The sequence below is a fragment of the Pantoea septica genome, from assembly GCF_002095575.1.
In the GTDB taxonomy this organism is placed as follows: domain Bacteria; phylum Pseudomonadota; class Gammaproteobacteria; order Enterobacterales; family Enterobacteriaceae; genus Pantoea; species Pantoea septica.
On record NZ_MLJJ01000007.1, the window covers coordinates 1 to 18,012 of the forward strand.

Below are 18,012 nucleotides of genomic sequence, written 5' to 3' on the forward strand. Positions count from 1 at the left end.
GCGCCGTGCATCTGCCCCGACAGACCGATGGCGCGAATCGCGCCCCATATTTCCGGTACCTGCTGGCGCAGCCCGGCGATCGCATGGCCACAGGCCTGCCACCAGCGCTCGGGATCCTGTTCCGCCCAGTGCGGATGCGGGCGCTGCACGCTGAGCGTGACGTGATTCGACGCCACGATTTCGCCCTGTGGGTTCAGGATCAGCGCTTTGAGTTCAGAGGTACCAATATCAATACCGAGATACATGATGTGCGCTCCTTACACCGTCGCTGGCTGCAGCAACTGCTGCTCTATGGCGTTTACGCTGCGCGCCACCAGTGCATGAAAGGCGCGATCGTCAGCCAGTTCAGCAAACAGCGACGTGTCGCTGAGAAACGTCTGCAGCGCATTTTCACCGGCCAGCTGCTGGCGCAGCGCGTCGGCCTTGAGCACGCCATCCTGATAAGCGTACGGCAGCTGACCGCGGGCCCAGCGTTGCAGAAACAGGTAAAACAGCGCCGGCAGCATGGCGGTGGCCGTGGGTTCTGCGCCGCGCTGATAGCACTCGCGCAGCGTGGGCGTCACCATGCCCGGGATTTTCGATAGCCCGTCGGCACCGACGCGCTGGTTGGTATCTTTGATGTAGGGATTGCTAAAGCGTGCCAGCACCACGTCGCGATAATCCGCCAAATCCAGCGGGCTGGGTGACAGCGACGGAATCACATCCTGGGTGATGTAGTTATAAGCCAGCTGGTAAATCGCAGGCTGGCGCGTGCTGTCATCAATGTAATCATGCCCTGCCAGTGTGCCGGCCCAGGCTATGGCTGCGTGCGTGGCGTTAAGAATGCGTATTTTCGCCTCTTCCCACGGCAGCACCGAGGTCACCAGCTCCACGCCCACTTGCTCCAGCGCCGGGCGCCCGGCAATGAAATCATCCTCAATTACCCACTGGATAAAGGATTCCGCCATTACCGCTGCGCCATCGTCTTTGCCGGTAGCCGCTTTGACGCGTTCGGCAACATCCGGCGTCGGACGCGGCGTGATGCGGTCAACCATCGTATTGGGCGAGGTGGTGTTATCACGCACCCAACCGGCCAGCGCGCTGTCGCCCTGCGCGGCTAGAAACGCCAGCAGGCCGTGGCGGAAACGTTCGCCGTTGTGGCGCAGATTATCGCAGTTGAGCAGCGTGACCGGCGCGCCGCCGCTGGCCACGCGCTGGCGCAGAATGCGTGCCAGCGCGCCGTAAATAGTGCGGACTTCACCGCGAAGATCGGCCTGGATATCCGGCTGACTGAGATCGAGTTCATATCCGGGCGTCAGATAGTAGCCAGCTTCGGTCACGGTAAACCCAATGACTTTGGTGCGGGCGCTGGCGCCCTGCGCCACCAGCGCGCTGATTTCCGCGTCCCACGGCAAAATGGTGCGCAGCGACGTGATGGTTTCATACGCGCGCTCGCCCTCCGGCGTGACGGTTTCCAGCACATATTCGCCGTTTTGCGCCTCAAGCTGGTCAAGTAGCGCTACCGCGTCGCCACGGATGTTGCCGAGCGCGATGCTCCAGCTGTCGTCGCCCTGCTGGCGCAGCTGATGCAGATACCACGCCTGATGCGCCCGGTGAAAAGAGCCTGCACCGATATGCATCCATACTGATTTCGTCGTCATAGCCGCCTCGAATTAAACATTTGCCAAAGTTAAGGGCATTTGCCCGATACGGCGTAGCATAGTCGCCGCCGGGGCGATCGTTCTGAGAGATTCATCACAATTAATACTTTTGCTCTTTTTCAGGGCTTTTGCTCAGTTAGCGCTTTAGATGCAAGACGCGATAAACTGGCGTATCGGTTTTTGACGGAACAATGCGATGAGCAGAGAAGAGAAGAAGCAGGAGCTGGCGGCACGGGCAGCCTGGATGTATTACGTGGCGGGCCTGACGCAACAGGAGATTGCGCGCGCGCTGGGCTTATCGCGCCAGGTGGCGCAGCGGCTGATCTCAAGCGCGCGTGAGATGGGGATGGTTAGCGTGAAGATTGACCACCCAGTCACCCACTGCCTGCATCTGGCGCGCGAGATAGCGCAAAAGTTTGGCCTGACGCTGTGTCGCGTGGTGCCGTCAGCCGGGCTGGATGATGCGGCGATTCAGCAAATGCTGGCCGTAGAGGGCGCGGCGGTGATGGCGCAGTTTATTAACGAAGAGACACCCCAGGTATTTGGCATCGGTTCCGGCAAAACGCTGCGCTCAATCATTGATGCGCTACCCTGGGTTGAACGCCCGCAGCATCAGTGCGTATCGATGATTGGCGCGATTGCGCGCGACGATTCCGGCACCCGCTACGACGTGCCGCTGAAAATGGCGGAAAAAATGCAGGGCAAGTATTTCTTCATTCCGGCACCGCTTTACGCGGATACGCCGCAGGACAAAGCCATGTGGGTTCAGCATCAGGTGTACCAGCGCGTAGCCCAGCGTGCGTTACTGGCGGATGTCGCGTTTGTCGGCATTGGTGAAGTGATGCCGGGCTGCCCGCTCAATGCCGAAGGGTTTATTACCGATGCGCAGGTCAAGGCGCTCAACGCGCGCGGCGTGGCTGGCGAAATGCTGGGGCACTTTTTCAATCAGCAAGGGGAACGCGTTTTCGGCGAAACCGATGAGCTGCTGACCAGCGTGCTGCTGGAGAGCCAGACGCAGCGCAACATTATCGGATTTGCCGGCAGCGCGCGCAAATACGCGGCAATTCAGGCCGCGCTAAACGGGGGCTGGGTTTCCGGGCTGGTGACCGATGAAGACACCGCGCTGAAGTTGCTGCGTGAGTGATTAAAAAGCGCGGCGCGATTTATCGCGCGGACCATAGCGCCGCATGGCTGGCCAACGCGCAATGAACCGCGCCGCTACAAATCTGTTGCCTATTTCAGCGAGCCTTTAAGAAACTGCTGCAGCCGCGGGCTTTTCGGATTGCCGAACAGCGCGTCCGGCGGCCCTTCCTCTTCAATCTTGCCCTGATGCAGGAAGATCACGTGGCTGGAGACGTGGCGCGCGAACTCCATCTCATGGGTCACCACCACCATGGTTTTGCCCTCTTCCGCCAGCTTCTGCATGATACGCAACACTTCGCCCACCAGCTCAGGATCGAGCGCCGAGGTCGGTTCGTCGAACAGCAGCACCTCCGGCTCCATCGCCAGCGCACGCGCGATTGAGACGCGCTGCTGCTGACCGCCCGAAAGGTGCACCGGATATTTCGCCTGCGCGCGCTCGTCGATGCCGACCTTATTGAGATAGTTGACGGCGCGGGCGTCCGCTTTGCTCAGTCCCAGCACCTGAATCGGCGCCTCCATCACGTTCTCCAGCACCGTCATATGGCTCCACAGGTTAAAGTGCTGAAATACCATGGTGAGTCGAGTGCGCAGCGAACGCAGCTGCTCTTTATTAGCCACCCTGAGCTGACCGTCGGTGTCGCGCACCAGGTTGATCGGCTCGCTGGTTACGGAAATGGTGCCTTCGCTCGGCTTCTCCAGGAAATTTATGCAGCGCAGGAAGGTGCTTTTCCCCGATCCCGACGATCCGATAATGCTGATCACGTCACCTGCATCGGCCTGTAAAGAGACCCCTTTTAGTACTTCATGGTCACCGTAACGCTTATGCAGTTCGGTCACGCTTAACTTGTTATCAGCCATAGTTCTACTCAATGCGATGACGAAGGTTTGATGTGTGCGAGGAAGCGGCGCTCCGCCAGACGGAACAGGCTAATCAACACATAAGAGATAATCAGATAGAGCACCGCCGCGATGCCGAACGCGGTAAAGGGCTGATAGGTCGCCGAGTTAATATCGCGCGCGATCTTCAGCAGGTCCGGCACCGTCGCGGTAAAGGCGAGCGCCGTGGAGTGCAGCATCAGGATCACCTCGTTGCTGTAGGCGGGCAGCGCGGTACGCAGCGCGGACGGCAGGATAATGCAGCGGTAGAGCTTAAAGGTAGAGAAGCCATAGGCGCGCGCCGCCTCAATTTCGCCGTGCGGCACGGCGCGGATCGCCCCGGCGAAAATCTCCGTGGTATAGGCGCAGGTATTAAGGGTAAAGGCCAGCAGCGTACAGTTCAGCCCGCTGCGGAAAAAGGCGTTAAGCAGCTCCGAGCCTTTGACCACTTCCAGCGTATACATGCCGGAGTAGAACACCAGCAGCTGCACATAGAGCGGCGTGCCGCGAAAGATGTAGGTAAAGAGCCAGACCGGGGTGCTGACGAAACGGTTCGGCGAGACGCGGGCGATAGCCAGCAGCACCGCCAGGCAGCCGCCGATCGCCACCGACAGGATCAGCAGCCACAGAGTAATGGCGACGCCGGTAAAGCGATAGCCGTCGGTCCAGAGCAGGGATTTCCAGTACTCCTGAATAATATCGATCATAGCTCCGCCCTTTTTACGCCGACCGAATAGCGGCGATTCAGCCACCACAGCACGCCGTTGGACAGCGTGGTAAAGATTAAATAGATGGCGCCGGCGACGATGGCGAAGTAGAACGGCTGCCAGGTGCTTTTACCCGCCAGCTGCGTCGCTTTTACCACATCCTCCAGCCCCAGCAGCGACACCAGCGCCGTGGCTTTAAGGATCACCTGCCAGTTATTGCCGATGCCGGGCAGCGCGTAGCGCATCATGCCGGGGAACAGAATGCGGCGAAAAACCTGCGAGCCGGTAAAGCCGAAGGCGGTTGCCGCTTCGATCTGCCCTTTCGGCACGGCGAGAAACGCGCCGCGAAAGGTTTCGGTAAAGTAGGCGCCGTAGATAAAGCCGAGCGTAATAATACCGGCCACCATCGGGTCGATATCGAACTGGGCGAGGCCCATGGCGTCGGTCAGCGCGTTAAGGGCGATCTGCAGGCCGTAAAAAATCAGCAGCATCAGCACCAGGTCGGGCACGCCGCGGATCAGCGTGGTATAGCCTTCAAACAGCATCGCCAGCGGGCGACTGCGGGAGAGTTTCGCGCCCGCGCCAATCAGGCCGAGCACAACAGCCAGCAGCACCGAGCTGAGCGCCAGCTCCAGCGTCACCAGGGTGCCTTTGAGAATAACCTCGGAATAGCCGTACAACATTTAATCGATCCTGTCGTGGAGAAAACATCAATGTCCTGCCCGCGGGCGCGCCAGCGGGCAGTCCTGACCAGATTGCGCGTTGCGCCGCGCGGCTCAACGCAGGAGGATCAGGTAAAGGTCGACAGGGTTAGTCACCGTACACATTGAAATCAAAATACTTTTTCGCGATCTTGTCGTAGGTGCCATCTTTGCGCATCGCCTCGAACGCTTTGTCGATGGCCGCCTTCAGCTCGCTATCGTCTTTACGCAGTCCCATGCCGGTGCCGACGCCAAAAATCTTGTCGTCTTTCACCGCCGGACCGGCGAAGGCGTAGTTCTTGCCTACTGGCTGCTTCAGGAAGCCTTCGCTCGCCTGCACTTCATCCTGAAACGCCGCGTCGATACGACCCGCGTTCAGATCCTGATAAACCAGATCCTGGTTCGCGTAAGGCGTCACGTTGACGCCTTTAGGGCGCCAGTTCTGGTTAGCGTAGGTTTCTTGCGTGGTGCCCTGCAGCAGGCCGATGTTTTTGCCCTTCAGCGACTCGATGGTCGGCTGAATCGGCGAGCCTTTCTGCGCCACCAGGCGGGCGTTCGCCGCATAGAGTTTGTCGGAGAAGGCGATCTCTTCCTGACGTTTGGCGGTAATGGAGAGCGAGGAGATGATGGCGTCGATCTTCTTGGCCTTCAGCGACGGGATCAGCGCGTCGAAATCGCTTTCCACATAGGTGCACTTCGTATTGATGCGTTTACAGATTTCGTTGGCAAGATCGATATCAAAGCCAACAAGCTGTCCTTGCGCGTTTTTCGATTCAAACGGCGGGTAAGTCGGGTCAGTCCCAATGCGAATCGACGACGGCACCGCGGCAAAAACGCTGGCGGCGCTGGTCAGGCCCAGCATGAGAGAAAGAGCCAGAACTCGCTTTTTCATAGATTACCCTCAGTGAAGTGCTTTTTGTTATGGGTGCGTGATGTGTTTGCGCTTGTTAAGCCACATATTTCTTGCATATTTCATGCCAGCAATGCAAGCCATTCGCGCGCCCGGCAGCGCGTCAGCAAGGCGTTGCCGCCGGGTTTGTGAGGGGAATATATCAGTGATGTAAGAGAGAAAAAGCGACCTTGTTAACTTTTGGTGCACCAAATGCACGAAGAGTGATCGCCAGCGCGCATTTGCACCTGAATAGTGCAAAATATGACGGTTATGCCCCGTTCCAGCGCGTAAAAAGATCCTGCGGCAGCGTAATATCGAACTGATCGACGACGCGGTTAACTGTCTGATCCACCAGCTCCATAATCGACTGCGGGCGATGATAAAAGGCCGGCACCGGCGGCATAATCACCGCGCCCAGCTCGGCGGCGGTGGTCATCATGCGCAGATGACCAATATGGAGCGGCGTTTCGCGCACGCCCAGCACCAGCTTGCGCTGCTCTTTCAGCACCACATCGGCGGCGCGCGTCAGCAGGCTGTCGCTGTAGCTGTGCACAATGCCGGAGAGGGTTTTCATCGAGCATGGCAGGATGGCCATGCCAAGGGTCTTGAACGATCCCGACGAGATGCTGGCGGCGATATCGCGCACGTCGTGCACCACATCGGCCAGCGCCTGCACTTCGCGCAGCGTGTAGTCGGTTTCCAGACTGAGCGTCTGCCGCGCCGCCGGACTCATCACCAGATGGGTTTCCACCTCGCTGACCTGCTGCAGCACCTGCAGCAGCCGCACGCCGTAGATCGCGCCGCTTGCGCCAGAGATGCCAATGATGAGTCGTTTCATGCGTGTTCCTTGCGGGTTCAGAGAGACGCTATGATAGCGCGGGCCAGAACAGGAAAACAAACGGGGCGGATTTCTCCGCCCCGTGCTTTTCCTGTCATCGCAGAGAACGCGTTTAGCCTTCGTTATGCAGCTCGAGGTTCTCGACTTCGTTCTGACGCTGCAGCGCTTTGGCGTCGTCGTTGCGCAGCGACTGGAGATACTCCAGGTACTGCTGATCGACATCTTTGGTGACGTAGACGCCGTTGAACACTGAACATTCGAACTGGGCGATATCGGGGTTCTCTTCGCGCACCGCTTCGATCAGGTCGTCCAGATCCTGGAAGATCAGCGCGTCGGCTTTAATCAGCTGGCAGATCTCATCTACTTCACGGCCGTGCGCGATCAGCTCGGTGGCGCTCGGCATATCGATGCCGTAGACGTTCGGAAAACGGATTTCCGGCGCGGCGGACGCCAGATAAACGCGTTTCGCGCCCGCTTCGCGCGCCATCTCGATAATCTGTTCGGAGGTGGTGCCGCGCACGATAGAGTCATCCACCAGCAGCACGTTCTTGTCGCGGAACTCGGCGCGGTTGGCGTTGAGCTTGCGGCGAACGGCGCTGCGGCGCAGCTGCTGGCCCGGCATGATAAAGGTGCGGCCGACGTAGCGGTTTTTCACAAAGCCCTGGCGATAAGGCTTGTCGAGAATGCGCGCGATCTCCAGCGCGATATCGGTAGAGGTTTCCGGGATCGGGATCACCACGTCGATATCAAGGTCTTCCCACTCGCGAGCGATTTTCTCGCCCAGCTTGGTGCCCATACGCACGCGCGCGCTGTAGACGGAGATCTTGTCGAGGAACGAATCGGGACGCGCAAAGTAGACGTACTCGAACAGGCACGGGTTGCTTTTCGGGTTCTCGGCGCACTGGCGCGTAAACAGCTGGCCCTGCTCGGTGATATAGACGCCTTCGCCCGGCGCGACGTCGCGCAGGAACTCAAAGCCCAGCGTATCGAGCGCCACGCTCTCGGAAGCGACCATATACTCGACGCGGCTGTCAGGCAGCACGCGCTTGCCCAGCACCAGCGGACGAATGCCGTTGGGATCGCGGAAGGCGACCATGCCGTGGCCGATGATCATGGCGACAACGGCGTAAGCGCCGCGCACCTGCTGATGCACCGCCGCCACCGCTGCGAAAATGTTATCCGCTTCCAGCGGGTCGTTCTGAAAACGGTCCAGCTCCTGCGCGAAGATATTCAGCAGGATTTCAGAGTCTGACGTGGTGTTGACGTGACGGCGGCCCTTTTCGAACAGGTGCTTGCGCAGGTCATGCGCGTTAGTCAGGTTGCCGTTATGGGCCAGCGTAATACCGTACGGCGAGTTAACGTAGAACGGCTGCGCTTCAGAGGCGCTGGAGCTGCCTGCGGTCGGGTAGCGAACGTGGCCGATCCCCATATTGCCCTGCAGACGCTGCATGTGGCGAGCTTCAAAGACATCGCTGACGAGGCCGTTCGCCTTACGCAGACGGAAGCACTTCAGCGCATCGATAGTACAAATGCCTGCGGCGTCCTGCCCGCGGTGCTGCAGCACCGTTAACGCATCATAGATCGACTGGTTGACCGGCATAAACCCGGTGATACCAACAATACCGCACATGTTGTCATTTCCTCATTAGCCGCACTCCCGGTGGCGTCACCGGGGCAAAAAACTCGACGTGCTTTTCAGGTAGTCAAAAAACCATCTGATTATATAACTGAACTGGGGAATGAGCTGGGACTGCTGCCAGTCCGGACTTTTGGAAAAGCCGGTGAATGTGTCGAGGAAGAAAAGGATCGCGCTAACGATCAGCACGCCGCGTAACGCCCCGAAACAGACCCCCAAAACCCTGTCGGTTCCCGACAGGCCGGTCTTTTCAACCAGCGAGCCGATCACATAGTTGACTATCGCGCCGACAATCAGCGTCGCGACGAACAGCACCGCGATGGCGATGCCGTTACGCACCAGTTCGTCGTCAAAACCTGTAAACCAGACTGCAAGGTAGGCGTAGTAATGACTGGCGACAAAAAACGCGCATCCCCAGGTAACGAGAGATAAGGCTTCGCGGACAAACCCTCGAATCAGGCTGACCAGAGCCGAAAAACCAACTACCGCAATAATGACGTAATCAATCCAGATCATGAACTCTTCCAGCGCCAGTGCGTCTGCACCCCTGCATCCAGTTCGGGGCGCATTCTAACAGAAAAAGAAAACGTTTGCGTAGCGCTTTTCCTTTTCACCTTCCATAAAAAGGGCGATGAAAAAAACTTTCCTCGCCCTCTGGAGATTCAACTGTTCAAACGGTTGAATCTTAACTATTTATATTGCGCCGCGTGGCTTTAACACTGCGTGCGGCGCCGCCTTTTTATGCCATAGGCGGCGCCAATCGATGCCTTAGCGCGCGCTGTAGGGCTTAACCACCCCGCCGAGGCCGGAAACGCTTTGCAGCTCTGAAAGCGAGCTTTGCAGTTTGGCTTTTGAGGCGTCCGGGCCGACATAGATACGGGTGATTTGTCCCTGCACCGGCGTCGACGGCACGGTAAAGGCGCGATAGCCCGACAGACGCAGCTTCGCCACGATTTCGCTCACCTTCGCCGCGTTTTTCAACGCGCCGAGCTGCACCACGTAAGCCTGACCGGCAGGCGCGCTCTGCTCTGCGGCCTTCGGCGTTTCCACCGTCTTCGCGGGTTCGCTCTGCCTGGTTTCCACCGGCTTAGATTCTACCGGCTTTGACTCAACCGTCTTCGGCTGCTCGGCCGGTTTCGGCTGCGCTTTCGGCTGCTCGACCGGTTTCGCTTTCGACGATTCGGTCGGCCGGGTTTTCGGCTGCTCAGCCTGACGCGGTTTCGCCGGCGTATTCTGATGCACCGGCGGCGGCGTCACCACGCTGGGTTCGCTTTCGCTTTGCGGCGCGGCGTTGCCCTGCTCGGCGACAGGATTGCCGGCGGCGCTGTTGCTGCTGCTGACCGCGCTGCCCGCGCCCTGCGGCGGCTGCGACGGCAGCGGCTGCGTCACCGGCGGCACCATCTCGCTATCCTGCTGATCGTCCGGTTTCGGCACCAGCGGAATCGCCGCGAACTCCTCTTTATAATGCTTCTTTTTGCCGTCCAGCAGGCCCGGCAGCACAATCACGCCGACCGCCACCAGAATAATGGTGCCGACCAGGCGGTTCTGAAACTTACTTGCCACGACCTTTCTCCGTCTCTGTCGATTCCATGACCTGCGCCACGGTATGGAAAGATCCACATACCAGCACGATGTCCTGCGCGTCGGCCTGGCCGCGCGCCGCCTGCCAGGCGCTCTCCACGTCGGCAAAGGCGGTGGCCGCGTCGCGAGGCAGATGCGCCATCAGCTCATCGGCGGTAGCGCCGCGCGGTCCGTCAAGCGGCGCGCAGTACCAGCGATCGATTTGCGGCGCCAGCGCCGCCAGGGTGCCGTCGATATCTTTGTCATGCAGCATCCCCACTACCGCGTGCACCCGGCCCTGTTTCGGCAGCTGCGCCAGACGCGACGCCAGATAGCTCGCCGCATGAGGGTTATGCGCCACATCGAGGATAACGCGCGGCGATTCGCTTACCGTCTGAAAACGGCCAGGCAGGATCGCCAGCGGCAGGGTATGGCGGATAATCGCTTCGCTGACCTTAAGGCCGGAGGCGCGCAGCGCCGCCAGCGCCGTGGCCGCGTTGGGCAGCGGCACCTGCGGCAGCGGCAGATCGTTCAGCTCGCCCTGCGCGTCGCGGTAAGCCCAGCTTTCCGGCTGCTGGCTATAGCGCCAGTCGCGGTCGCGCCGCAGCAGCTGCGCGCCCTTCTCCGCCGCGACGGCGGCGATGCTGGCGGGCATATCCGGCTCGCCGACCACCGCAGGCTTGCCGCCGCGAAACACCCCCGCTTTCTCGCGGCCGATGCTTTCACGATCGGGGCCGAGCCAGTCGGTATGGTCCAGCGCGATGCTGGTCACCACCGCCACGTCGGCGTCGACGATATTGGTGGCGTCCAGACGGCCGCCCAACCCGACTTCGAGGATCGCCACGTCGAGCTGCGCCTGTTGAAACAGGTTCAGCGCGGAGAGCGTGCCGAATTCAAAATAGGTCAGGGAAACGTCGCCGCGTCCCGCTTCGATTTTCGCAAAGCTCGCGGTATGCAGCGCGGCGTCAAGCTCTTCGCCCTGCACGCGCACGCGTTCGGTATAGCGCACCAGATGCGGCGAGCTGTAGACGCCGACGCGGTAGCCCGCCGCTATCAGCAGCGTTTCGAGCGTACGGCAGGTGGTGCCTTTGCCGTTGGTGCCGGCGACGGTGAAGACGAAAGGCGCGGGTTTTAACAGGTCGAGGCGCTGCGCGACGCAGCGAATGCGATCCAGGCCCAGCTCGATGGTCTGCGTGTGCAGATGCTCAAGATAGTAAAGCCACGTGGCCAAAGGCGACGTGGCTTGAGGAAGGTGAAGAGTGTCCATATGTCCCGTTTAACAGATTTTGACCCGGTTCAGCCGGTTCGACGGTGCATTGGTGAAAGGCGCGGCGCGCGCGCCTCTCTCTCCTGTCAGGCCTCGTTGCTTTCCGGCTCTTCCGCAGGCGCGGTCGGTTCGCCATCGTGCAGCGGCGCGGGAAGATTCATCATCTTCGCCAGCAGGCTCGCCAGTTTATAACGCATTTCCGGGCGGCGAATGATCATATCGATCGCGCCCTTCTCAATCAGGAACTCGCTGCGCTGGAAGCCCGGCGGCAGTTTTTCGCGCACGGTCTGCTCGATAACGCGCGGACCGGCGAAGCCGATAAGCGCCTTCGGCTCAGCGACGTTAAGGTCGCCCAGCATCGCGAAGCTGGCGGAAACGCCGCCCATGGTCGGGTCGGTCAGCACCGAAATATAGGGCAGACCGCGCTCCTGCATTTTGGCCAGCGCGGCGCTGGTTTTCGCCATCTGCATCAGCGACATTAGCGCTTCCTGCATACGCGCGCCGCCGCTGGCGGAGAAGCAGATCAGCGGACAGTTGTCTTCCAGCGCCTGCTCGACCGCACGCACGAAGCGCGCGCCGACCACCGAACCCATCGAGCCGCCCATAAAGGCGAACTCGAACGCGGCGGCCACAACCGGCATGCCGTGCAGCTGACCTTTCATCACGATCAGCGCGTCTTTTTCTTCCGTCTCTTTCTGCGCAGCGGCAAGGCGATCCTTATACTTCTTGGAGTCGCGGAATTTCAGGATATCCTTCGGCTCCAGCTCGCTGCCCAGCTCGGTCTGCGTGCCCTGATCGAGCAGGCTGTTGAGGCGCTCGCGGGCGTGCATGCGCATGTGATGGTCGCACTTCGGGCAGACCTCAAGATTACGCTCCAGCTCGGCGCGGTACAGAACCTGACCGCAGCTGTCGCACTTGGTCCAGACCCCTTCCGGGATGCTGGCACGGCGTGCAGGCGTAACGTTGCTTTTATTAAGAATGCGTTCAATCCAGCTCATTGAAGACCTTTTTGTTTAAAACTGACCTGGTCCAGTCATCTTATTTGCCGCTGAAAACCGCTTCAGCAGACATGAAATGTCGCTCATTAAACCACAACCCATTCCGACTGTGGATAAAAATCTGGTCTAACCGCGGCGCGACCGAACCCGTTACGGCTGTTTGCTCTGTTTCGCCTGGCGGCGGTGACGCCACACTTCAATGACGCCGGGCAGTACCGACACCACAATGATCCCCACGATCAGCAGCTTAAGGTTCTCCTGCACCACCGGCAGGTCGCCGAACAGATAGCCCGCGTAGGAGAACAGCAGCACCCACGCCAGCGCGCCGGCGACGTTAAACAGGGCGAAATGGCGATAGGACATATGCCCCATGCCGGCGACGAAAGGCGCAAAGGTGCGCACAATCGGCACGAAACGCGCCAGGATGATGGTCTTGCCGCCGTGGCGATCGTAAAACGCATGGGTTTTATCGAGATAGCTGCGGCGGAAGATGCGCGAGTTCGGGTTGCTGAACAGACGCTCGCCGAACAGACGGCCGATGGTGTAGTTCACCGCGTCGCCCAGCACGGCGGCCACGACCAGCAGCGCCGCCATCAGGTGGACATTGAGGTCGTTGCCCGGCAGCGCCGCCAGCGCGCCCGCCACGAACAGCAGCGAGTCGCCAGGCAGGAAAGGCGTTACCACCAGGCCGGTTTCGCAAAACAGGATCAGGAACAGAATGGCGTAAATCCAGATGCCGTACTGCGCAACCAGCTCGGCCAGATGCACATCAATATGCAGAATAAAATCAACCAAAAAATGGACGAACTCCATAACGCCTCTCTGAAATGACCTGCTAATTAATCCACCAGGAACAAGGGTCCCATTGGCGGTTCGGGTAACGCAAAATGCGACGGATAATCCACCGCCACTAAATAGAGCCCTTCCGCTCTGGCCGTCGCCGCCGCCAGGGTGCGATCTTTCGCCGCCAGCAGCGTCGCCATCCACTCCTCCGGCTGGTTGCCGCAGCCGATCTCCATCAGGCTGCCGACGATATTACGCACCATGTGATGCACAAAGGCGTTGGCCTTGATATCGACGATAACGAACGCCCCCTGCCGCGTAACGTTCAGGTGCATCACGTTGCGCCACGGCGTGCGCGACTGGCACTGCACGGCGCGGAACGAGGTAAAGTCGTTTTCGCCCAGCAGGCACTGTCCGGCGCGGTGCATCTTCTCGGCATCCAGCGGATGATAAAAATGCGTGACGCCGCGTCCCAGGATCGCCGGGCGCAGCCGCTGGTTGTAAATCAGGTAGCGGTAGCGCCGCGCCGTCGCGCTGAAGCGCGCGTGGAATTCGTCCGGCACCGCTTTTACCCAGCGCACCGCGATATCCTCCGGCAGGTTGGCGTTAACGCCCAGCGTCCAGGCGCCGTCGGCGCGCTGCGACGTGGTTTCGAAGTGCACCACCTGACCGGTGCCGTGCACGCCGGCGTCGGTGCGCCCGGCGCAGAACACGTTCACCTCATGGTTCGCCACCTTCGACAGCGCTTTTTCCAGCTTCTCCTGCACGCTGCGCACTTCCTGCTGACGCTGCCAGCCGTAGTAGCGGCTGCCGTCATACTCGACGCCCAGCGCCAGCTTATAGGTCTGACCTTCCGACATTACCAGAGATACTCCTGCACCAGCTTCTCAGCCGTTTTCACCGCCATCAGCGCGCCGCCGAAGCGGATATTGTCCGCCACCGACCAGAACTGCAGCAGTTCGGGGATGCCGTAGTCGTTACGCACGCAGCCGATGCTGAGCTGTTCGTTGCCGGAGGCGTCGCCGACCTGCGTCGGATAGCTCTCCTCGTCGCTCAGATTGATATCGACCGCCTGCGCCAGCTCGGCGCGCGCCTCGTCCGCCGACAGCGGACGCAGGCTCTCCAGGTGCACGATCTGCGCGTTGCCGTAAAAGACCGGCGCCTGCACGCTGGTGACCGCTATCGGCAGCCCGTCGTCCTGCAGCACCTTACGCACCTGCTCGACCAGACGCCGCTCGCTGGCGACGCTGCCCTCCGCGTCGGCCAGCTGCGGCAGCAGGTTAAACGCCAGCTGGCGGCCGAAAAAGTGCTCTTCCGCCGGCACGCCGTTAAGCAGTCGCGCGCTCTCGCCCGCCAGGCCGTCGACCGCGCTTTTGCCGTGGCTGGAGACGGAGAGCAGGTTAGTGACCTGCAAACGGCCCAGGCCCGCCGCGTCAACCAGCGGCTTGATGGCGCTGAGCAGCTGACTGGTCAGGCTGTCGGCGACGCTCACCAGATTGCGGTTGCGGTAGTCCGCCAGCACCTGCGGGTTGACGTCCGGCACCACCAGCGGCACGTCCGGCGACAGCGCGAAGCAGTCGCTGCTGTCGATCACCAGACAACCGGCGCTGGCGGCCTCGTCGGCATAGCGCGCCGAGGCGTCGCGTCCGGCGACGAAAAAGGCCAGCTGCGCCTGCGACCAGTCGAAATCGGCCGCGTTTTCGACGCGCAGCGAGCGTCCCTCAAAACGCAGCGTCTCGCCGGCGCTGTTTTCGCTCGCCAGCAGATACAATTCACCAACCGGGAACTGGCGTTCCGCCAGCAGCTCCAGTACAGCGTTCCCTACTGCGCCTGTCGCGCCAAGTAGCGCAATATTCCAGCCGTCAGACATGTTGGTTTACTCCAGACAATGACATAAAAACAGAAGGCGGTGATATTCACCGCCCAGGTTTCGGAATTATCCCCCGCCGCGTCCGGCGCGGCGAGAAGATTAATTTAGCTGTTGTTGAGACGCGCGCAAAAACCCAGGGCGTTCAACAGGCTGGCGCTTTCCGCATCGTTGCAGATCACCTCCAGCGATGACCACTCCCGGCGCTCCTGATAGGTTTTGCGCAGGCGGTCGAATTCGCCTGGTTTCGCCGCCACTTTACGCAGCGGCGCGTCGTCGCGGCGCACATCATACACCAGATGCGCCAGACGTTTCAGCGTTGCCTGATCGAGCGGGCCGTTGAGCGTGACGCTGCTGAATTCCGGCGTCGGCAGCAGCTCGCTGAGCGGCACCTGCTGCGGCTGGCCGAGGAAGTCGCACCAGGCTTCGAATACCTGGGTGGTGCCGCGCGCTTTCCCCTCCAGCGTATAGCCGGCGATATGGGCGGTGCCGATATCCACGCGATCCAGCAAATCGAGCGACAGCGCCGGTTCCGGCTCCCAGACGTCGAGCACCACGCTGAGATCGTTGCGCATCTTCAGCACCTCCAGCAGCGCGGCGTTATCCACCACTGGCCCACGGCAGGCGTTGATCAGAATAGCGTTGGGCTTCAGCGCCATCAGCAGGGCCGCATCGGCGAGATGCCAGCTTTTATAGGGACCCTCTTTGAACAGCGGCGTATGGAAGGTCAGGATATCCGCCTCCGCCACCAGCGCGTCGAGCGAGCGGAAGTCGCCTGCGTCGCCGCGATCGGCGCGCGGCGGATCGCACAGCAGGGTTTTCACGCCCCAGGCTTCCAGCCGTTTTTGCAGCCGGCCGCCGACGTTGCCGACGCCGACGATGCCGACGGTACGGTCGCGGAGCGCAAAGCCGTCGCGCTCCGCCAGCATCAGCAGCGCGGAGAAGACATACTCCACCACCGCGATAGCGTTACAGCCCGGCGCGGCGGAGAACGCGACGCCCGCCTGGCGCAGCCAGGCTTCATCAATATGGTCGGTACCCGCCGTGGCGGTGCCGACGAACTTCACCGGCTTGCCCGCCAGCAGCGCTTCATTGACCTGCGTCACCGAGCGCACCATCAGGCCGTCGGCATCATCCAGTTCCTGCTGCGGCAGCGGACGACCCGGCACCGCCAGCACCTTGCCGGTACGGCTGAACAGTTCACGCGCATAGGGCATATTTTCATCGACAAGAATCTTCACCACGGCTTTCCTGCTGGTTGCGTTATTGAGATGCGTTATTGTGGCACAAACGCGCCTGTTAACCCAGGCGTGCGCGGTAGCGATCCGGCGTGGTGCCCGCCTGCTGCTGGAACATGACGATCAGCGCCGACGCCGAGCTATAGCCGAGATCGTGCGCAATCGCCTGCACGCTTTTGCCCTGCCCCAGCTGCGCGACGGCATGCAGAAAACGCAGCCGCTGCCGCCATTCGCCGAAAGACATGTGCAGCTCCTGACGACAGCGGCGCGCCAGGGTGCGCTCGGTGGTAAAGACCCGCGCCGCCCATTCCGCCAGCGTGGTGTTGTCGCCGGGATGCGCCTCCAGCGCGTGCAGCACCGGCGCGAGAAACTTATCCTGAGAGCCCGGCAAATAGCTCTCCTGCACCGGCGCCAGCCGCAGCCGATCGCGCAGCACCTCGCACAGCCGCCACTGCTCCGCGCGCGCTGGCTGTTCGAGGCCGAGGCGCGCGAACTCGTCCATAATCGCATGCACGATGGCGTCGACGTTCAGCAGGCACGCCTGCTGCGGCAGGCCGTCGCACAGCTCGGCGGCGAGATTGAAGGTGCGGAACTGCGCCTGCTGATGGTTGTAGCTGGCGTGCCGCTGTCGCGGCGGGATCCAGATGGGGATGCTGGCGGGCGTCAGCAGCCGTTCGCCCTCGACGTTCATCTCCAGCACGTGACGCGTCACGAAGATCACCTGTCCCCATTCGTGGGCGTGCGGGAGATATTCGGTTTTCGCGTTGGTTTGTTCATAGCGCATAAAATAGCGAAGCCGCAGCGCATCCTCGGGCGGCTGGTATTCAACCTGTAAATTCATTCTGTCCGGTCAGCAAGGTTTTTTGTCTGTTTTTTACTATCTCCTTAAAAGCGGTCAAAAGTAAACTAGCCGCCTACATCCGCAGGAGAAGACCATGAACTTACTTTTTCCGCTGCTGGCGGTGCTGATCTGGTCGGTGAATACCATCGTCAGCAAGCTCTCTGCCGGCAGCATCGATCCCGCCGCTATTTCGTTTTACCGCTGGCTGCTGGCGCTGATGGTGCTCACGCCTTTCGCGCTGCCGGGCGCGTGGCGGCATCGCCATGCCATCCGCGCCAGCCTGGGACGCCTGCTGATCCTCGGCCTGCTCGGCATGGTGCTCTATCAAAGCATGGCCTACTACGCGGCGCACAGCGTCTCGGCGGTGATGATGGGCATTCTGGGCGCCACCATTCCGCTGCTCACCATTCTGCTGAGTCTGGTGGTGCTGCGGCTGGCGCCAACGCGCGGCATTCTTATCGGCGGCGTGCTCTCTTTCGCGGGGCTGGTGTGGCTGGTGAGCGAAGGCCATCCCGCCCAGCTGCTGCACCAGCGTCTCGGCAGCGGCGAACTGATGATGCTGGCCGCCTCTACCTCCTACGCGCTCTACGGCGTGCTGACCAAACGCTGGGCGATCCCGCTGCCAACCTGGCAGAGCCTCTACGTGCAGGTCTTTTTCGGCGTACTGCTGCTGCTGCCCGGCTTCCTGCACGCCCCCGACGTCGCGCTGAATACGCGCAATATTCCGCTGGTGCTGTTCGCCGGGCTGTTCGCCTCGATTATCGCGCCCTTTTTATGGATCCTCGGCGTGCAGCGTCTGGGCGCCAGCACCACCAGCATTTTTATGAATTTCGTTCCGGCCTTTACCGCCGTGATCGCGGTGCTGTTTCTGCATGAACAGCTGCGCGCCTGTCACTGGATCGGCGGCGCCATGACGCTGGTGGGTGTGATCCTCGCGCAGCGCCTGAAGACTCCGCTCAGGCGTCCTAAGGCGGCGCCGACGCCCGGCTGAATAAACACAGGCCCCCGTGGGATTTCCCGGGGGC

The 18,012-nt window shown here is 60.9% G+C and carries 19 protein-coding genes; 2 read left to right on the forward strand and 17 right to left on the reverse strand.

What is annotated here, in order from left to right:
- A partial coding sequence (locus HA46_RS05150; RefSeq protein WP_244277506.1) for an FGGY family carbohydrate kinase occupies positions 1-245 on the reverse strand: 245 nt, incomplete at its 3' end.
- Positions 246-257: 12 nt separating this feature from the next.
- Positions 258-1,640, reverse strand: a complete 1,383-nt coding sequence (gene dalD / locus HA46_RS05155) for a D-arabinitol 4-dehydrogenase (RefSeq protein WP_084882501.1) — start codon at positions 1,638-1,640, stop codon at positions 258-260.
- A gap of 196 nt (positions 1,641-1,836) precedes the next feature.
- Between dalD and HA46_RS05160 the strand changes: the two genes are divergently transcribed.
- Positions 1,837-2,784 (forward strand): sugar-binding transcriptional regulator, encoded by a 948-nt coding sequence (locus HA46_RS05160; protein ID WP_033791654.1) that lies wholly within the window; start codon positions 1,837-1,839, stop codon positions 2,782-2,784.
- Positions 2,785-2,873: 89 nt separating this feature from the next.
- On the opposite strand, the gene hisP is transcribed toward HA46_RS05160, so the two are convergent.
- The 15 genes from hisP to HA46_RS05235 all read right to left on the reverse strand — a co-directional run bounded on the left by hisP (position 2,874) and on the right by HA46_RS05235 (position 16,987).
- Positions 2,874-3,641 (reverse strand): histidine ABC transporter ATP-binding protein HisP, encoded by a 768-nt coding sequence (hisP, locus tag HA46_RS05165; RefSeq protein WP_084882505.1) that lies wholly within the window; start codon positions 3,639-3,641, stop codon positions 2,874-2,876.
- Positions 3,642-3,649: 8 nt separating this feature from the next.
- Positions 3,650-4,366, reverse strand: a complete 717-nt coding sequence (locus HA46_RS05170) for an ABC transporter permease (RefSeq protein ID WP_033791655.1) — start codon at positions 4,364-4,366, stop codon at positions 3,650-3,652.
- Entirely contained in the window at positions 4,363-5,049 is a 687-nt protein-coding gene (locus HA46_RS05175) for a histidine ABC transporter permease HisQ (RefSeq protein WP_033791656.1), read from the reverse strand. Before HA46_RS05175 ends, HA46_RS05170 begins: the two co-directional genes overlap by 4 nt.
- Positions 5,050-5,176: 127 nt before the next feature.
- A complete protein-coding gene (gene argT, locus HA46_RS05180) occupies positions 5,177-5,959 on the reverse strand; it encodes a lysine/arginine/ornithine ABC transporter substrate-binding protein ArgT (RefSeq protein WP_033791657.1) in 783 nt (260 codons plus the stop codon).
- 268 nt (positions 5,960-6,227) lie between these two features.
- Positions 6,228-6,797, reverse strand: a complete 570-nt coding sequence (locus HA46_RS05185) for a UbiX family flavin prenyltransferase (protein WP_033750543.1) — start codon at positions 6,795-6,797, stop codon at positions 6,228-6,230.
- Between the two features lie 112 nt (positions 6,798-6,909).
- Entirely contained in the window at positions 6,910-8,427 is a 1,518-nt protein-coding gene (gene purF, locus HA46_RS05190; RefSeq protein ID WP_033750546.1) for an amidophosphoribosyltransferase, read from the reverse strand.
- Positions 8,428-8,463: 36 nt separating this feature from the next.
- Positions 8,464-8,949, reverse strand: a complete 486-nt coding sequence (gene cvpA / locus HA46_RS05195; protein ID WP_021509181.1) for a colicin V production protein — start codon at positions 8,947-8,949, stop codon at positions 8,464-8,466.
- A gap of 252 nt (positions 8,950-9,201) precedes the next feature.
- Positions 9,202-9,996, reverse strand: a complete 795-nt coding sequence (dedD, locus tag HA46_RS05200) for a cell division protein DedD (protein WP_084882509.1) — start codon at positions 9,994-9,996, stop codon at positions 9,202-9,204.
- A complete protein-coding gene (gene folC / locus HA46_RS05205) occupies positions 9,986-11,260 on the reverse strand; it encodes a bifunctional tetrahydrofolate synthase/dihydrofolate synthase (protein WP_084882513.1) in 1,275 nt (424 codons plus the stop codon). Before folC ends, dedD begins: the two co-directional genes overlap by 11 nt.
- An 86-nt stretch (positions 11,261-11,346) precedes the next feature.
- Complete coding sequence (gene accD / locus HA46_RS05210; protein ID WP_033791660.1) at positions 11,347-12,258, reverse strand: acetyl-CoA carboxylase, carboxyltransferase subunit beta; 912 nt, start codon at positions 12,256-12,258, stop codon at positions 11,347-11,349.
- A gap of 150 nt (positions 12,259-12,408) precedes the next feature.
- Positions 12,409-13,071: a DedA family protein gene (locus tag HA46_RS05215; protein ID WP_084882521.1), complete on the reverse strand. Its 663-nt coding sequence runs from the start codon at positions 13,069-13,071 to the stop codon at positions 12,409-12,411.
- 26 nt (positions 13,072-13,097) lie between these two features.
- A complete protein-coding gene (gene truA / locus HA46_RS05220) occupies positions 13,098-13,901 on the reverse strand; it encodes a tRNA pseudouridine(38-40) synthase TruA (RefSeq protein WP_084882526.1) in 804 nt (267 codons plus the stop codon).
- Positions 13,901-14,911: an aspartate-semialdehyde dehydrogenase gene (locus HA46_RS05225; protein ID WP_033791663.1), complete on the reverse strand. Its 1,011-nt coding sequence runs from the start codon at positions 14,909-14,911 to the stop codon at positions 13,901-13,903. Before HA46_RS05225 ends, truA begins: the two co-directional genes overlap by 1 nt.
- A 104-nt stretch (positions 14,912-15,015) precedes the next feature.
- The gene (gene pdxB, locus HA46_RS05230; RefSeq protein ID WP_033791664.1) at positions 15,016-16,149 is read right to left on the reverse strand and encodes a 4-phosphoerythronate dehydrogenase PdxB; all 1,134 of its coding nucleotides are present in this window, start codon (positions 16,147-16,149) and stop codon (positions 15,016-15,018) included.
- A 58-nt stretch (positions 16,150-16,207) separates the two neighbouring features.
- The gene (locus HA46_RS05235) at positions 16,208-16,987 is read right to left on the reverse strand and encodes an AraC family transcriptional regulator (RefSeq protein WP_084882530.1); all 780 of its coding nucleotides are present in this window, start codon (positions 16,985-16,987) and stop codon (positions 16,208-16,210) included.
- A gap of 94 nt (positions 16,988-17,081) precedes the next feature.
- On the opposite strand from HA46_RS05235, the gene HA46_RS05240 reads away from it, so the two are divergent.
- Complete coding sequence (locus HA46_RS05240; RefSeq protein WP_084882533.1) at positions 17,082-17,978, forward strand: DMT family transporter; 897 nt, start codon at positions 17,082-17,084, stop codon at positions 17,976-17,978.
- The last annotated feature ends 34 nt before the right edge of the window (positions 17,979-18,012 follow it).

Bases quoted from the DNA above. Each gene is read 5' to 3' on its own strand.
- dalD (WP_084882501.1), bottom strand. From the start codon at position 1,640: ATGACGACGAAATCAGTATGGATGCATATCGGTGCAGGCTCTTTTCAC.
- HA46_RS05160 (WP_033791654.1), top strand. From the start codon at position 1,837: ATGAGCAGAGAAGAGAAGAAGCAGGAGCTGGCGGCACGGGCAGCCTGG.
- hisP (WP_084882505.1), bottom strand. From the start codon at position 3,641: ATGGCTGATAACAAGTTAAGCGTGACCGAACTGCATAAGCGTTACGGT.
- HA46_RS05170 (WP_033791655.1), bottom strand. From the start codon at position 4,366: ATGATCGATATTATTCAGGAGTACTGGAAATCCCTGCTCTGGACCGAC.
- HA46_RS05175 (WP_033791656.1), bottom strand. From the start codon at position 5,049: ATGTTGTACGGCTATTCCGAGGTTATTCTCAAAGGCACCCTGGTGACG.
- argT (WP_033791657.1), bottom strand. From the start codon at position 5,959: ATGAAAAAGCGAGTTCTGGCTCTTTCTCTCATGCTGGGCCTGACCAGC.
- HA46_RS05185 (WP_033750543.1), bottom strand. From the start codon at position 6,797: ATGAAACGACTCATCATTGGCATCTCTGGCGCAAGCGGCGCGATCTAC.
- purF (WP_033750546.1), bottom strand. From the start codon at position 8,427: ATGTGCGGTATTGTTGGTATCACCGGGTTTATGCCGGTCAACCAGTCG.
- cvpA (WP_021509181.1), bottom strand. From the start codon at position 8,949: ATGATCTGGATTGATTACGTCATTATTGCGGTAGTTGGTTTTTCGGCT.
- folC (WP_084882513.1), bottom strand. From the start codon at position 11,260: ATGGACACTCTTCACCTTCCTCAAGCCACGTCGCCTTTGGCCACGTGG.
- accD (WP_033791660.1), bottom strand. From the start codon at position 12,258: ATGAGCTGGATTGAACGCATTCTTAATAAAAGCAACGTTACGCCTGCA.
- HA46_RS05215 (WP_084882521.1), bottom strand. From the start codon at position 13,071: ATGGAGTTCGTCCATTTTTTGGTTGATTTTATTCTGCATATTGATGTG.
- truA (WP_084882526.1), bottom strand. From the start codon at position 13,901: ATGTCGGAAGGTCAGACCTATAAGCTGGCGCTGGGCGTCGAGTATGAC.
- HA46_RS05225 (WP_033791663.1), bottom strand. From the start codon at position 14,911: ATGTCTGACGGCTGGAATATTGCGCTACTTGGCGCGACAGGCGCAGTA.
- HA46_RS05235 (WP_084882530.1), bottom strand. From the start codon at position 16,987: ATGAATTTACAGGTTGAATACCAGCCGCCCGAGGATGCGCTGCGGCTT.
- HA46_RS05240 (WP_084882533.1), top strand. From the start codon at position 17,082: ATGAACTTACTTTTTCCGCTGCTGGCGGTGCTGATCTGGTCGGTGAAT.